Raw genomic sequence first — 15,423 nt, 5'->3', positions numbered from 1 at the left:
GATAGATAAGCGTAAGTATCTTGCTTTACAAAATAGTATAGCAAAGACTATTTTGCAAAACAAGATAGCTAACGATATTTTTTCCAAATGTTTGCAGGAATTTCATTATAGCTTCTCTAAATAGAGCACTATGAAAACTTTATTATGAAGGGATGTTTTTCATCATGGTTACAAATCGAGTTGTCTTTTTAACAGGTGCTGCAAGTGGCATTGGTTATGAAATGGGAAAGGCTTTTGCAAAAGAAGGTGCAAAAGTTGTGATTACCGATCGGCTTGAAGAACGCGCAAAAGAAGCTGCTGAACAATTACAAAATGAAGGTTTTCAAGCTATCGGTTTAAAATGTGACGTTACATCTGAAGAGGAAATTACAGCAGCAATTTCTCAAACAGTTGATCATTTCGGTTCATTACATATATTAATTAACAACGCAGGAATGCAACACGTTTCACCCATTGAAGACTTTCCAACTGAAAAGTTCGAGCTACTAATTCAAATTATGCAAATTGCTCCGTTTATTGCAATTAAGCATGCCTTTCCGATTATGAAACAACAAAAATATGGTCGTATTATTAATATCGCTTCTATTAACGGCCTTGTCGGGTTTGCTGGAAAAGCTGCCTACAATAGTGCAAAACATGGCGTAATTGGATTAACAAAAGTTGCCGCTTTAGAAGGTGCTACGCATGGTATTACTGTTAATGCCCTTTGCCCTGGTTATGTTGATACCCCCCTTGTACGTAATCAACTACAAGACTTAGCTACTACACGAAATGTACCACTTGAAAATGTTTTAGAAGATGTTATTTATCCACTCGTTCCACAAAAGCGCTTATTACAAGTACAAGAAATTGCAGATTATGCGATGTTTTTAGCGAGTGAAAAAGCTAAAGGTATAACTGGTCAAGCTGTCGTTATCGATGGTGGTTATACCGCTCAATAAAAATAAAGTTTGCTCAAGAAGAGCAAACTTTATTTTTTATCCCGAGGATCTTCGTACTTTAGTAATTGCCGCGGGAGCTTCTCAATTGCAACAATTACCCCCTCTAATTTACTTTCAATACGGTGGAGTAAATATAATGTTACAACAATTGGAAACCCTACATTACCTATCATCTTGATCCACTCTTCCACCCTCTTCCCCTCCTTTCATTATATAAGTAAGAGAAAACACTGCATTTAGGCATAAAAAAACAAGCTATTATGTATTAGCTTGTTTTTCAAATAATGATGCAATTTCTCGTTTATAGTCCCCGCGTATAATACCTTTCTCAGTAATAATTCCTGTAATTAATTCATTCGGCGTTATGTCAAATGCTGGATTATAAACATCCGTTCCAATTGGTGCTACTTGTTTTCCAAAGATTTTCGTAACTTCTGTTTCATCTCTTTCTTCAATAATAATTTCGGCTCCAGTTTCTTTCGTAACATCAAATGTTGACAGTGGCGCAGCAACGTAAAATGGGATATTAAAGTACTTTGCTAAAATAGCTAAATTCATTGTCCCTATTTTATTGGCTGTATCTCCATTTGCGACAATTCGATCCGCCCCCACAATAATTGCGTTTATTTCTTTCGTTTGAATAGCATGAGCTGCAGTATTATCTGTTATAAGGGTCACATCAATATTTGCTTGCTTCAATTCCCACGTCGTTAAGCGACCACCTTGTAAAACTGGTCTCGTTTCACACGCATATGCATGTAAACGCACACCTTTCTCTTTTCCAATATAAAAGGGAGCTAATGCAGTTCCATATCTGGCAGTTGCGATACTTCCAGCGTTACAGATTGTTAAAATATTATCGCCATCTTTAAAACATGTTAACGCATATTCCCCAATATTTCGACACACCTCTTCATCTTCCTGTTGAATGCGAAGCGCTTCTTCTTCTAATATTTTTTGTGCTTCTTTTATTGTAGTAATCTCTCGAATAGATTCTCTCATACGATCAATTGCCCAAAATAAATTTACTGCCGTTGGGCGTGATGTCCCTAAATAGTTACAGTCTCTATTAAACTTCTTTTGAAATTCTTCGATATGTAAAGTATTATATTTTTTCGCTGCAAGCGCCAAGCCAAATGCAGCTACAATTCCAATTGCAGGCGCTCCACGTACTTCTAACATTATGATACTTTTCCAAACCCCTTCAATAGTCGTTAATGTTTTGTATTCTGTGCTATGTGGCAATTTCGTTTGATTTAATACTGCAATTGCATCACCTTTCCAACTTACAGATCTCGGAACAGTAACAATTGTACTCATGCTTTTACACCCCTTGAAACTGTCTGTTGAAATAATGTTCGAAACAGTTGAATATCAGCACTTTTAGATTCATATTTTATTAGTTCTTTTCCTAAGGATAGCGCTTGTTTCTTAGCTTGAATTCTTGTTTCTTTATTTTCTATTTCATCTAAATCTGCTACATGAGCTAAACCAATTGTTCTACGAATTAGTTCACATCCGGCAAATCCAACAGCATCAGTAAAGATATTTTGCAAAATAATTGGTAACCATTGTTTTTCTTTCGTATATGCTTCTACACCTTCCCCAATCCATAACTTTGTAAAAGTCTCTACAAAATAACTCCACGTCTTTTCTATATGAAAAAATAGTACACTTCTCTTTTCTTCTTCTCTAGATAAAGCATTTAATAATAGATTTGCAATAAATTGACCTATATCAAATCCAAATGGGCCATATGTCGCAAATTCTGGATCAATCACTTTCGTTTCAGAAGGTGACGAAAAAATACTACCAGTATGTAAATCACCATGAATAAGAGTTTCTTTTCTTGTTAAGAACTTATATTTATATTGTGCTACTTTTAGTTTTAAAGTTTTATCACTCCAAAGTTCATCAACCACGAGCTGTAAATCTGGCTCATAATCATTTGTATCATAATGCCCAAAAGGATCTGTAAACACTAAATCCTCTGTAATTTTACATAGGTCCGGATTTACAAAGGTACCTTCTAGTATCCTCTTCTCTTCTGACTGTAAACCAAAATCTGAAGTGTAAAATAAAACATGTGCTAGAAAACGACCAATATGCTGGGATAAAAGCGGATATTCTTCTCCGTCTATTAATCCTTTTCTTGTAATTGTTAGTCTTGATAAGTCTTCTATTACCGTTATCGCTAACTCTTCATCATGACTGTACACTACTGGAACATAATCCGGTACATACTGCGCAAAAATTTGTAATGCCTTGCTTTCAATCGTTGCTCTTTTTATAGACAATGGCCAGCTTTCACCAACTACTTTAGCATAAGGCAGTGCTTGTTTTATTATAATGGATTTCTCTCCATCATCTAATTTGAACACGTAATTTAAGTTTCCATCTCCAATTTCATGACAAATGACATTTGCCTTCTCTTCAAAATAACCATGATCTTTCGCATATTGTACAGCTGTTATTTCTGTTAATGAATAATATCCCATCGTCTTCTCCCCCTTTTTAAATTCAGAGGTTTTTCTAACACAGAAAAACCTCTTTCCACTAAGAAAGAGGTTTGAAGTTTATCTTCTCCCCTCTTATCTGCCAGAAAGTTTTACTTTCTGCTGGAATTAGCACCGTGCCTTTTGGCGTAATAAACGCCCCATTTCACAATGGTATTACGGTCGGTTGCTGGGCTTCATCGGGCCAAATCCCTCCACCTGCTCTTGATAAGAGTTGTATAATTTTTTGAATTTTTAACTTTATGTTGATGACTATACCAAGAATAAAAATCACTTGTCAACATTTTATTTGTATAATTCTGGACGACGATCCGCAAAAACTGGAATTCCTTTTCGTACTTCTCTAATTTTCTCGAATACAAGCTCTCCAAATAAAATTGATTCCTCTTCATTCGCCTCTACTACAACTTCACCCCAAGGATCCACAATTAAAGAATGACCTGCAAACACATTATTCGGATCCTTTCCTGCTCTATTACACGCAACAACATAACACTGATTTTCAACTGCTCTTGCTTGCAATAGCAAACGCCAATGTGCTAAACGAACTAATGGCCATTCTGCTACAACAAATAATACTTTTGCCCCTTTAGCAGTATGAACACGCATCCACTCTGGAAAACGAATATCATAACAAATTGTTCCAGCGCATTCAACATCATCTAGCTTAAATTCGCCCGTACCATTACCAGCTATTAAATATTTATGTTCATCCATAAGCTGAAATAAATGTACTTTACTATATTCGTTGACTAACTGTCCTTCATTATTTACAACATACATCGTATTTGTAACGCCTTGCTCTGTTTGCTTTGCTATGGACCCACCAACAATATGTACATCATATTGCTTCGCCCATTCTATTAACTTTTCTTTCGTTTCCACTCCATCCCTATCTGCAATTTCAGAAAGTCTCGTTAAATCATATCCTGTTGTCCATAGTTCTGGTAAGACGATAACATCTGGCCTTTCCTTCATAGCTTCACTTATTTTATTTTTAGCATTCTCAATATTTTTTTCTACATCTCCAAAAACAATATCCATTTGAATACATGCGACTTTCATTTTTTCAGCCCCATTCTTATTTTTCTCTTTACAAAATACTGGAAAGATTATATCATTTGTCACTAGAATTGTAACAACTTTCAAAAGAGGTGGAAAGTATGAAATTATTTCAACCTTCTGAGATAGTAACATCATTGCCAACACAATTTTTCGCTTCACTTGTTGCAAAAGTTAACAAAGTCGTTGCAGCTGGTCACGATGTTATTAATCTAGGTCAAGGTAATCCAGATCAACCAACACCGCAGCATATCGTAAAAGCTTTACAAGATGCTGCCGAAAAGACCATTCATCATAAATATCCGCCATTTCGCGGACATGAAAGCTTAAAGGAAGCCGTGGCTACATTCTATAAACATGAATACGGCGTGGAATTAAACCCAAAAACTGAAGTTGCTATTTTGTTTGGAGGGAAGGCTGGACTAGTAGAATTACCGATTTGTTTTACAAATCCCGGTGATACGATTCTCGTTCCGGATCCAGGTTATCCAGATTATTTATCCGGGGTTGCTTTAGCAAAAGCACACTTTGAAACAATGCCGCTTATTGCAGAAAATAACTTTTTGCCAGATTATACGAACATTGATGACTCTATTGCAGAGCGTGCAAAATTAATGTTTTTAAACTATCCAAATAATCCTACCGGTGCTACTGCATCAAAAGATTTTTTTGATGCAACCATTCACTTTGCTAATAAACATAATATATTAGTTGTTCACGATTTTGCTTATGGCGCTATCGGATTTGATGGTCAAAAACCTGTTAGTTTCTTGCAAGCAGATGGTGCGAAAGATATAGGAATTGAAATTTACACATTATCAAAAACTTTCAATATGGCTGGCTGGCGCATCGCTTTTGCTGTAGGGAATGAAAGTGTGATTGAAACAATTAACCTATTACAAGATCATATGTATGTTAGTATATTCGGTGCAGTTCAAGATGCTGCTCGAGAAGCGCTATTAAGTTCACAGTCTTGTGTAATAGACCTTGTAAATAGTTACGAATCTCGAAGAAACGCTCTTATTTCAGCCTGTCACTCAATTGGTTGGAATGTAGACATTCCAACAGGATCATTCTTTGCATGGCTTCCCGTTCCAACAGGATATACCTCTGAGCAATTTTCTAATATTTTACTAGAAAAAGCACATGTCGCAGTTGCTCCTGGTGTTGGATTTGGTGAGCATGGGGAAGGGTATGTCCGTGTTGGTCTCTTGCATACAGAAGATAGATTACGAGAAGCCATTAATCGAATTGATAAATTAAATTTTTTCAAAAAGTAATTGACAACACGAAAAATATCTGACAAAATTCAGTTATCTTAAAAATTTAAACATTTCTAAATACTTCTTATCAAGAGCAGGTGGAGGGACGAGCCCGACGAAACCCGGCAACCGATCTACAATTGTAGACACGGTGCTAATTCTCGCAGCATTACGCTGACAGATAAGGAGCTGGTTGTAAAAAAACCTCTCCTTAGCTGAGAGGTTTTTTTATTTAACTAGGAGGTTATAACAATGAGCGGAATTATAGCGACGTATTTAATCCATGATGATTCACATAACTTAGAAAAAAAAGCTGAGCAAATTGCACTCGGTTTAACAATTGGCTCTTGGACTCATTTGCCACACTTATTGCAAGAACAATTAAAGCAGCATAAAGGCAACGTCATTCATGTTGAGGAATTAGCTGAACATGAACATACCAATTCGTATTTACGTAAAAAAGTAAAACGCGGAATTATTAAAATCGAATATCCGCTATTAAACTTCAGTCCAGATTTACCAGCGATTTTAACGACTACATTTGGAAAGCTATCACTTGATGGCGAAGTAAAACTAATTGACTTAACTTTTTCAGACGAGTTAAAAAAACATTTTCCTGGTCCAAAATTCGGGATAGATGGTATTCGAAATCTTTTACAAGTGCATGATCGTCCCCTTTTAATGAGTATTTTTAAAGGAATGATTGGACGAAACATTGGGTATTTAAAAACGCAATTACGCGATCAAGCAATTGGTGGTGTAGATATAGTAAAAGATGATGAAATATTATTTGAAAATGCATTAACACCCCTTACGAAACGCATTGTATCTGGAAAAGAAGTTTTACAATCTGTCTACGAAACATACGGTCATAAAACGTTATATGCCGTAAATTTAACAGGGCGAACTTTTGATTTAAAAGAAAATGCTAAACGTGCAGTGCAAGCTGGAGCTGATATTCTATTATTTAACGTATTTGCTTACGGACTAGATGTACTACAATCACTTGCAGAAGATGATGAAATCCCAGTTCCTATTATGGCACATCCTGCTGTAAGTGGTGCTTATTCAGCATCCAAGTTATATGGAGTTTCATCTCCATTATTACTTGGAAAGCTACTACGTTATGCTGGGGCTGACTTTTCATTATTCCCATCTCCATACGGAAGTGTTGCGCTAGAAAAAGAGGAGGCTCTTGCTATCTCAAAATATTTAACTGAAGACGATGCATTTTTCAAGAAGAGCTTTTCTGTTCCGTCTGCTGGTATTCATCCTGGTTTCGTTCCCTTTATTGTACGAGATTTCGGTAAAGATGTTGTTATTAATGCTGGCGGCGGGATACACGGACATCCAAATGGAGCGCAAGGCGGCGGTAAAGCTTTTCGTACTGCAATTGATGCTACTTTGCAAAATAAACCACTCCATGAAGTAGACGACATAAATTTGCATAGTGCACTACAAATATGGGGAAATCCCTCTTATGAGGTGAAATTATGAGTATTCAAGTATTTTGTGATTTCGATGGCACGATTACAAATAATGATAACATTATGTCCATTATGGAAAAATTCGCACCACCAGAAGCCGAAGAAGTAAAGAATAAAATTTTATCACAAGAACTATCCATTCAAGAAGGTGTTTCTCAATTATTTCAATTAATACCTACTAATCTGCACGATGATATTATTCAATTTTTAATAGAAACTGCTGAAATCCGTAGTGGTTTTCATGAGTTTATACAATTCGTAAAGGAAAATAACATTTCTTTTTACGTGATATCAGGTGGAATGGATTTCTTCGTCTATCCACTCTTACAAGGAATCATTCCAAAAGAGCAAATTTATTGTAATGAAACAGACTTTTCAGCAGAGTTTATTACAGTTAAATGGCCTCATTCTTGTGATGATCATTGTCAAAATCATTGCGGATTATGTAAATCATCATTAATCCGTAAATTAAGTGATACAGATGACTTTCATATTGTAATTGGAGATTCTATTACTGATTTACAAGCCGCGAAACAAGCTGATAAAGTATTCGCTCGCGATTTTCTTATTACAAAGTGTGCAGAAAATCATATTGCTTATACACCGTTTGAAACATTTCAAGATGTGCAAGCTGAATTAAAACTTTTGTTGGAGGTGAAGGCATGAAACAACTTTTTCGTCAATGGTATGACTTAAGCGAGATAAAAAAAGAGTTAACAACACGAAATTGGTTCCCAGCAACAAGTGGTAATATTTCTATAAAGGTTAGTCATGAACCACTTACTTTTCTTATTACGGCAAGCGGTAAAGATAAAACAAAAACCACTCCAGATGATTTTCTATTAGTAGATCATGTAGGAGTTCCCGTTTTAGAGACTGAATTACGTCCTTCAGCAGAAACAATATTGCATACACACATTTATAACAATACGAATGCCGGTTGCGTACTTCATGTTCATACAACCGATAATAATGTCATCACAAATTTATATAGTGATGCAGTCACCCTTCAAAATCAAGAAATTATTAAAGCACTCGATATTTGGGAAGAAGGTGCAACAATTCACATTCCTATTATCGAAAACCATGCCCATATCCCAACGCTTGGAGAAAACTTCCGAAAGCATATACAAGGAGATTCGGGTGCAGTATTAATCCGTAACCACGGTATTACTGTATGGGGCCGAGATAGCTTTGATGCAAAGAAGAGATTAGAAGCTTATGAGTTTTTATTCCAATTTCATATAAAACTATTATCAATTCAGGGAGGCGTTTCTAATGGCGCAAATTCGTATTCATGAAGTAAATACTCGTATTGAAAATGAAGTGGAAGTATCTAAATTTCTACAAGAGGAAGGCGTTTTATATGAGAAATGGAATATTTCTAAACTTCCTACTCATTTAAATGAAAATTATTCGTTAACAGATGAAAACAAAGCTGAAATATTAGCTATTTTTTCAAAAGAAATCGCTGATGTTTCAGCACGCCGTGGTTATAAAGCACATGATGTAATTTCACTTTCAAATAGCACCCCTAACCTTGACGAATTATTAATTAATTTCCAAAAGGAACACCATCATACAGATGACGAAGTTCGCTTTATCGTCAGTGGTCATGGCATTTTCGCTATTGAAGGTAAAGATGGGAAATTCTTTGATGTTGAACTTGAGCCAGGCGATTTAATATCTGTTCCTGAAAATGCAAGACATTATTTTACCTTGCAAGATGATCGCCAAGTTGTAGCTATTCGTATTTTTGTGACAACTGAAGGCTGGGTTCCAATCTATTAAGGTAGTTAGTTGAATAAAAGGACTTGGACCCCCTTTTCCAAACTTTTATTCACTCTACATATATACATCCTCCTATGGAACAGGCTTATTTCATTTTGAAATAAGCCTGATTTTTTATTTACTTGAAAGTACCATTTCATCACAAATTTAACACCTTGATTTTTCAAGTGCATTTTTCGAACATTTTTTGAACATTCATTGAATTTTTTCTGAAAATTCTGTTTTATGTGTGATATACTACAATTAACTAAGAAGGAAAATAATATCGCAAACAGAGGGGGATAATCATGAGCTTACTTATCGCACTTATACTTGGAGTTACATGTGGAGCATTTCCTGTTATTTTAGGAGCTATTATGGAAGAGTTAGAAATTGGTGTTTTAGGATTTGTCGCATCTTGTGTAAGCGCTTTATTATTTGGTTTATTCGGCGCTATTCCTGTTTCAATTCTGTGTGCTTTTTATATAATACGCCATGCTCGTACAAAACAATTTGGTCCTAATCATATCGCACAAATTATCCCGTTCCCGGTTGAACGATGCCGCCGGGCTTCTAACTTATAATTATAAAAATTAAAGATGACTAAATAAATAAAAGTCCTCATTTGAGGACTTTTATTTATTTTCTTCTAGAAATTGAAACAATTCTTGTAGATGTAGGGCATCTTCACCATAGCTAATAGATACATAAAATATGCCGTCAATCTCAGCTTGCATATAAAGATCCACTCCATCACGATCATATTTCAATGCTAAATAAAACTCCATTTCTTCTAACATCTTTTTTGAGGTTCGAATTACATAATGCCCCTTCTCATCTCTTCCATATTCAAATTCTGGTTCAAAATCATATTTTTGTTTAAAAGCTTCTTTTTGTTTTTCATTAATTTGCATACAAGTAGCTCGCTGTACAGTATCAATCATCTCATCAAACTTTTGAAGGTCCACCTCGTTTACCCCCTTATATATTTTTTATATAGTACTTGTGTTCCACTATTTTCTTCGCCATCCTTAATTAACTCTTCATACAATTCTTTCGCCAAACTTAAGCCTGGGACTGGTAATTGTAATTTTTCTGCTTCCTCTAAAGCAATTTTCATATCTTTCATAAAATGCTTTACATAAAATCCTGGCTCAAAGTCTCCTTTTAACATTCGAGGAGCTAAATTACTTAATGACCAGCTACCTGCTGCCCCTGTTGAAATACTCTCTAACACTTTATCTGGATTCAGTCCAGCCTTCTTCGCGTAAGCAACAGCTTCACATACTCCAATCATATTGGAAGCAATCGCAATTTGATTGCACATTTTTGTATGTTGTCCACTCCCAGCTGGTCCTTGTAATTGAATGTTTGTTCCTAACTTTTCAAGTAAAGGTAAGCATCTATCATATATTTCTTTCTCCCCACCTACCATAATTGCGAGTTTTGCCTCTTTCGCACCAACATCTCCTCCTGAGACAGGTGCATCTAACGTATATATATTTTTGCTTTTTGCAACTTCATTAATCCGTTTTGCTAAAGTAGGTGTAGATGTCGTAAAGTCAATTGCTATCGTACCTTCTTTTGCATGTTCTATAATTCCTTCTATACCAAAATACACTTCTTCTACATCATGTGGATATCCAACCATTGTCATTACAATATCAACTTGCTTCACTAACTCTTTTGGCGTATTACACCAATTTGCACCATCTTGCACTAAAGAATCTGTTTTTGCTTTCGTTCTATTATATACATATACTTTATGACCATCTTGCATTAAGTGATAAACCATACTTTTTCCCATTACGCCAATCCCAATGAAACCTATTGATAAAGTTTTATGTTCCATTTTCTCATCCCCTTTGTTCTAATAAATCATTTACCATCTTTCGGAACTCTTTATTAAAGTCATCATCCATACTATTTTTCACATTTGAAAATAAAATAACAAAAGTTCCTTTTTCTTTATTAAAATTATTGAAAGTGTTCCAACCAGATAATACACCATGATTATGAAAATAATCTGGATATATATATAAACTAAATGCATATTTCCGTTCTGCTGAAGGTGAAAACATTGCCTGTATACTTTGTTCAGAAAGAAGTTTTCCATTTATAATTGCTTCGTCTAATTTCTTCATATCTCCAACTGTCGTATACATCTCACCACAACCATATAGCCAATCCATGCCTAACTTCTGCGCTGGTACAAGCTCTTGATCTTTTTTCACATAACCCTTTGTAAAATTTTTATCTCCAGGTACCATATTTCCCATACCGGATTCATGCATATCTGCTTTTACAAATATGTTTTCTTTTATGTAATCTCCTAAAGGTTTTTTCGATATATGTTCTATTATATAAGCAAGCACCATATAATTATAATCTGTATATCTCCAACCTGTTCCTGCAGGAAATTCTAAATTTTGACGTCCAATCCAATTAATTAATTGTAAGCGGGAAGCCGCATTAATATTGCCTTTTGCGTGTTCAGGTAAACCAGAGGTATGCGTTAATAAATGATATAGCGTAATATTTTTATTCTCCGGAAATGAAGGAATATATTTATTTACATTATCTTGAATATTCAATTTCCCTTGTTCTTGCAGCTGTAAAATAGATGTGGCAACGACTGTTTTCGTAATAGAACCGATACGATATTTTGTTTGAGGCGTATTTTCTATTTTATTTTGAACATCAGCATACCCATATCCTTTATTCAATATAACATGCTCTTTATCTGTTACCAAAACTGTTCCATTGAATTGCTTTCCGACTAAATATTGATCTAATTTTTGAGATATGCTAGCATAATCAATTTGTTGCTCTTCTTTTTCTTCTATATTCCCTTGTACTTCCGATTCAATAGTAGGATTCACTTTCGTTGTTAATACAGTGTTTTCCTTTATATTGGGGCTAACAAGAAAATAGTATACTCCGCCGCCAACTATAGCAGACAGTGAAGCCACCACCATTACTTTTTTTATCATATTAATCCTCCATAATTCCTTCGCTAAAAATTGTCCCCCTATTCTATTATCAAACAATAAAAAAAAATCGCAACAATTTGTTGCGAAAAATCACATTTTTTCTTTTCTATACACACATACTTGATTCTTTCCATTTTTTTTCGCTTCATATAATGCAATATCCGCTCGTTGCATTAATTCTTCTCTTGTAGTTCCTTGTTCATATAACGCAACTCCAAAGCTAGCTGTTAACTTCGAAATTCCAGTGAATTGCTTTGTTTCAATGAAGAATCGTAATGATTCCGCAACTTGAAATGCTTCCTTTTCTACTGTATTTGTCACTAATATAATGAATTCTTCCCCTCCCCATCTTGCAAATACATGTTGCTGCTCCACTTTAGATTTCATAAGCTCTGCAAGTTGTATTAATGCCAAATCGCCAAAATCATGACCATATGTGTCATTAACTGTTTTAAAATTATCTATATCAAATAAAATAATTGCTATTTTCTCATCATTACGTATTACCTTTTCCCATTCTACCTCTAGTATTTGTTGAAACTTTAAACGATTATAAATCTCTGTCAATGAATCTATCATAGCAAGTCTTTCTTGTTCTTGATAGATTTCATCTAATTCTGTAATTTCCGTGCACTTTACAATAAATCTTGATAAATCTTCTGGCAATGGTGTCGCACGTAATAGAAAAGTAGATACTGCCCCTTCATAATTTGACATCTTAATTCTTCTACCGCTTGATAAAGTATCGTCTAGCCATGTTATATCATGCGTCGTCGAGTAGTATCCATTTTCTCTAATAAAATGTTCAGCAAATACTAAATGTTGCTCGCGATAGGCAAACAAATTTTCATATCCGAAAAACGTTAAAAAATTTGTATTACAATCAACAATTTCATCATCTTCTACTATAAATAATAAATCATTTTGAAAATCAAACATCGTTTGAAGCAGTTCCTGTTGTAAACTAACTTGCCTTACCAAAGAAAGTTGATACAAACTCTTATTCACTTCTTCTAACACTGCTTGCGGAGTTACAGGGGCTATTACAATATTACGTATTCCTAATGCAAGTACATCTGTAAATTCTTTTGTTATTTGTTGATCCCAAATGACAATGAATGTACTTTGCGAGGTATACATATTCTTTATATATTTTATTTGAGAATAATCTGTTACATACATAATTATAATGTGCGGTTTCGTTCTTTGAAATAATAGTTCACCCTCTTCAAAACTATTTGCTATAAACATACATTTTGGATGGATATTTTCTATCGTTTGTTGATGTTTACATCCATTTTCTATATAAAGGACATTTAACTGCAGATCTTGTAACACATTTTGGAAAACCGTATTCTCTAATAAAAAATGTAGTATGTTCATCACTAGTCTTCACTCACTTCATATATCTTGTTCTACTGAATTCCTCACAAATATTTTTAAAAGACTGTTCTCCAATAAACTTTAATTTGTGAGAAATACATATTAACAAGCTAATTGAGAATGTTATCTTCCCTTTTCACTCTATAAATTCCTTTTTTAGTGTATGATTATAGGAATTATATCGTTTGTATGAATGCCCTAGCTTATTTCTTAAAACTTGACAATTAAAATAAAGATATTATATTCTTAAATTCGATAACTTACAAAATGTAAGTAATATACATTGCGTTTTCCTGATAATTTTATATACAATTTGGAGGATATATTATGACAAACGACAACTTTTTTAACGTTCTATATGAACGCACATCTACACGTGCATTCAACCCAAATAAAGAAATCTCATCTACAGAATTACATGAGATTTTAAAAGCAGCAGCACAAGCACCTTCCGCTTGGAACTTACAACACTGGAAATTCCTTGTTTTTCAAGGTGAAGATGTACAAAAACGATTACATCCAATAGCTTATAACCAACAACAAATTCTTGATGCTTCTGCAGTAGTCGCTATTTTAGGTGATTTAGAAGCTTATAAAAATGTTGAGCCAGTATATGGTCCAATTGTAGAACAAGGATTTATGAAAGAAGAAGCAAAAGAACGCTTAGCTAAAAATATTGAATCTGCATATGCTCGTGAACAATTCCCAAGAGATGCTGCCTTTTCAAATGCATCTTTAGCAGCAATGCAACTTATGCTTGCAGCTAAAGCAACTGGTTGGGATACTTGTGCTATTGGTGGCTTCAATCCACAAGCACTGACAGACGAATTTAACGTTTCATCTCGTTACGTTCCAATTATGCTTATTACAATTGGTGAATCAACTTTAAAAGGCCACCCTGCACCTCGCATGAGCGTAGAGCAAGTGAGCGAGTGGGCAAAATAATAAAAAACGAAGGCAACTACATTGCCTTCGTTTTTTTATTCCCTGTCATACTTTTGTAATATTACTACAAATCATTCGACATTTATACTTATGGAAAAGTATATTCTATTCCCTTCTCATAAATAAACGTGACGTTTCGTGTCGAATTTTGTTAAGGCGTTGAAATATACCCGTGTATTTTTGTTACAATTGTGATACAATGATAACAAATAGATAACAAGAGAGGGATTTTCATTGAGTTCATACGGAAGCTTTATCGCACTTTTATGTTACATAGTAACTGTACTGCTTCTATATTTTATTGGTGATGCCGCAAACATCTCCATTTTACAATTTCCAAAAGAAGAAGCATTCCAATTAGAATCAGAAAAACATACTGCACGATCCATTGTACCACTACTCCTAGCTCTTCCTGTATATATCATCGTTTTATATAAAAGTAAAAAAGTGTAAAGGCTACCCATTTCATTTATTTCGGTGGTTTTTACATTTTTTTGTTATATTCCCCCTATTTTAAACATCATTCCATACTAAACACCCAGCTAGTCATTTAAAATGAGAAAATCCCCTAGAAAAAATTCCACTCTCTGTCCAGTCACTAACTACCGAACTTACATAGATTATAAGTGTGAAGGGGGTGATGAGGATTATGTTTGGATCATTTGGATGCTGTGATAACTTTAGAGAATGTCATCATCATGAAAGAGAGCGCGACCATCGCGAGAAAGAGAGAGAGAGAGAGGTTAGACCACAACAACCAGCTGTATGTAACGTACTTGCTAACATTTCAGTTGGAACAGAACTTTCTCTTTTAAGCATTAGAGGTAACGGCACATTCAACAATGTTATTTTTGAAGGTTTCGCTAACGGTGTTGCTCTTTTCTCTGCTTTAGCTCGTAATGACAAAGACAACAAAGATAACAATAAAGACGATAAGAACAATCAAAATCGAAATACTTTTACTGGTATTTTACGTGTATGCCCAACTGATATCGTTGCAATCGCTATCTAATTCTGTCTCTTATCCTCGATAGTAAGCAAATAAGATTTACTTTTCTCATAGA

The 15,423-nt window shown here is 34.6% G+C and carries 18 protein-coding genes and 2 riboswitches; of the genes, 10 read left to right on the top strand and 8 right to left on the bottom strand.

Features of this window, described 5'->3' with window-relative positions; genetic code table 11:
* Positions 1 to 164 precede the first annotated feature (164 nt).
* Complete coding sequence (locus HMAS_RS04370) at positions 165 to 941, top strand: 3-hydroxybutyrate dehydrogenase (protein WP_000258427.1); 777 nt, start codon at positions 165 to 167, stop codon at positions 939 to 941.
* A 29-nt stretch (positions 942 to 970) separates the two neighbouring features.
* On the opposite strand, the gene HMAS_RS04365 is transcribed toward HMAS_RS04370, so the two are convergent.
* From HMAS_RS04365 to HMAS_RS04350, 4 genes are all read right to left on the bottom strand, one after another.
* Positions 971 to 1,132 carry a YvrJ family protein gene (locus tag HMAS_RS04365; protein ID WP_000393336.1) on the bottom strand — a complete coding sequence of 54 codons (162 nt, stop codon included), beginning with the start codon at positions 1,130 to 1,132 and terminating at the stop codon, positions 971 to 973.
* Positions 1,133 to 1,199: 67 nt separating this feature from the next.
* Positions 1,200 to 2,261, bottom strand: a complete 1,062-nt coding sequence (gene mtnA, locus HMAS_RS04360; protein WP_000104624.1) for an S-methyl-5-thioribose-1-phosphate isomerase — start codon at positions 2,259 to 2,261, stop codon at positions 1,200 to 1,202.
* Positions 2,258 to 3,439 (bottom strand): S-methyl-5-thioribose kinase, encoded by a 1,182-nt coding sequence (gene mtnK / locus HMAS_RS04355; protein WP_000542682.1) that lies wholly within the window; start codon positions 3,437 to 3,439, stop codon positions 2,258 to 2,260. Before mtnK ends, mtnA begins: the two co-directional genes overlap by 4 nt.
* Positions 3,440 to 3,529: 90 nt before the next feature.
* A riboswitch (SAM riboswitch) is annotated at positions 3,530 to 3,671 on the bottom strand.
* A gap of 71 nt (positions 3,672 to 3,742) precedes the next feature.
* Complete coding sequence (locus HMAS_RS04350) at positions 3,743 to 4,606, bottom strand: carbon-nitrogen family hydrolase (protein ID WP_016123295.1); 864 nt, start codon at positions 4,604 to 4,606, stop codon at positions 3,743 to 3,745.
* Positions 4,607 to 4,620: 14 nt separating this feature from the next.
* Here HMAS_RS04350 and HMAS_RS04345 point away from each other — a divergent pair, with 14 nt between their 5' ends.
* The 6 genes from HMAS_RS04345 (at position 4,621) to HMAS_RS04320 (ending at position 9,622) form a co-directional block, all read left to right on the top strand.
* Complete coding sequence (locus HMAS_RS04345; protein WP_000765508.1) at positions 4,621 to 5,799, top strand: pyridoxal phosphate-dependent aminotransferase; 1,179 nt, start codon at positions 4,621 to 4,623, stop codon at positions 5,797 to 5,799.
* Between the two features lie 64 nt (positions 5,800 to 5,863).
* Positions 5,864 to 5,969, top strand: a riboswitch (SAM riboswitch).
* A gap of 64 nt (positions 5,970 to 6,033) precedes the next feature.
* A complete protein-coding gene (mtnW, locus tag HMAS_RS04340) occupies positions 6,034 to 7,278 on the top strand; it encodes a 2,3-diketo-5-methylthiopentyl-1-phosphate enolase (protein WP_000014180.1) in 1,245 nt (414 codons plus the stop codon).
* On the top strand, positions 7,275 to 7,934 hold the full coding sequence (locus tag HMAS_RS04335; RefSeq protein ID WP_025709088.1) for a 2-hydroxy-3-keto-5-methylthiopentenyl-1-phosphate phosphatase: 660 nt from the start codon (positions 7,275 to 7,277) through the stop codon (positions 7,932 to 7,934). The genes mtnW and HMAS_RS04335 overlap by 4 nt, the downstream gene beginning before the upstream one ends.
* Positions 7,931 to 8,569, top strand: a complete 639-nt coding sequence (locus HMAS_RS04330; RefSeq protein WP_000811341.1) for a methylthioribulose 1-phosphate dehydratase — start codon at positions 7,931 to 7,933, stop codon at positions 8,567 to 8,569. Before HMAS_RS04335 ends, HMAS_RS04330 begins: the two co-directional genes overlap by 4 nt.
* Positions 8,547 to 9,059 carry a 1,2-dihydroxy-3-keto-5-methylthiopentene dioxygenase gene (locus tag HMAS_RS04325; RefSeq protein WP_000057313.1) on the top strand — a complete coding sequence of 171 codons (513 nt, stop codon included), beginning with the start codon at positions 8,547 to 8,549 and terminating at the stop codon, positions 9,057 to 9,059. The genes HMAS_RS04330 and HMAS_RS04325 overlap by 23 nt, the downstream gene beginning before the upstream one ends.
* 287 nt (positions 9,060 to 9,346) lie before the next feature.
* A complete protein-coding gene (locus HMAS_RS04320; RefSeq protein ID WP_000054659.1) occupies positions 9,347 to 9,622 on the top strand; it encodes a hypothetical protein in 276 nt (91 codons plus the stop codon).
* Between the two features lie 51 nt (positions 9,623 to 9,673).
* Here the strand turns inward: HMAS_RS04320 and HMAS_RS04315 are convergent, their stop codons facing one another.
* From HMAS_RS04315 to HMAS_RS04300, 4 genes are all read right to left on the bottom strand, one after another.
* On the bottom strand, positions 9,674 to 10,006 hold the full coding sequence (locus HMAS_RS04315) for a DUF3909 family protein (protein WP_000365620.1): 333 nt from the start codon (positions 10,004 to 10,006) through the stop codon (positions 9,674 to 9,676).
* 5 nt (positions 10,007 to 10,011) lie between these two features.
* Positions 10,012 to 10,890: an NAD(P)-dependent oxidoreductase gene (locus tag HMAS_RS04310; protein WP_000400431.1), complete on the bottom strand. Its 879-nt coding sequence runs from the start codon at positions 10,888 to 10,890 to the stop codon at positions 10,012 to 10,014.
* Between the two features lie 4 nt (positions 10,891 to 10,894).
* Complete coding sequence (locus tag HMAS_RS04305; protein ID WP_025709089.1) at positions 10,895 to 12,031, bottom strand: serine hydrolase; 1,137 nt, start codon at positions 12,029 to 12,031, stop codon at positions 10,895 to 10,897.
* Between the two features lie 90 nt (positions 12,032 to 12,121).
* Complete coding sequence (locus tag HMAS_RS04300; protein ID WP_001023185.1) at positions 12,122 to 13,414, bottom strand: GGDEF domain-containing protein; 1,293 nt, start codon at positions 13,412 to 13,414, stop codon at positions 12,122 to 12,124.
* Positions 13,415 to 13,741: 327 nt separating this feature from the next.
* On the opposite strand from HMAS_RS04300, the gene HMAS_RS04295 reads away from it, so the two are divergent.
* The 3 genes from HMAS_RS04295 to HMAS_RS04285 all read left to right on the top strand — a co-directional run bounded on the left by HMAS_RS04295 (position 13,742) and on the right by HMAS_RS04285 (position 15,371).
* The gene (locus HMAS_RS04295) at positions 13,742 to 14,359 is read left to right on the top strand and encodes a nitroreductase family protein (protein ID WP_000180387.1); all 618 of its coding nucleotides are present in this window, start codon (positions 13,742 to 13,744) and stop codon (positions 14,357 to 14,359) included.
* A 234-nt stretch (positions 14,360 to 14,593) separates the two neighbouring features.
* A complete protein-coding gene (locus HMAS_RS04290) occupies positions 14,594 to 14,812 on the top strand; it encodes a hypothetical protein (protein WP_000100485.1) in 219 nt (72 codons plus the stop codon).
* Between the two features lie 196 nt (positions 14,813 to 15,008).
* Positions 15,009 to 15,371, top strand: coding sequence for a DUF3915 domain-containing protein (locus HMAS_RS04285; protein ID WP_000468040.1), 363 nt, complete (start codon positions 15,009 to 15,011; stop codon positions 15,369 to 15,371).
* Positions 15,372 to 15,423 lie beyond the last annotated feature (52 nt).

Origin of the sequence: Bacillus sp. HMA207 (assembly GCF_003402455.1) — a bacterium.
In the GTDB taxonomy this organism is placed as follows: domain Bacteria; phylum Bacillota; class Bacilli; order Bacillales; family Bacillaceae_G; genus Bacillus_A; species Bacillus_A cereus.
The sequence above is the reverse complement of the archived record's forward strand: the minus strand, read 5'-3'. Positions and strand labels throughout refer to the sequence as shown.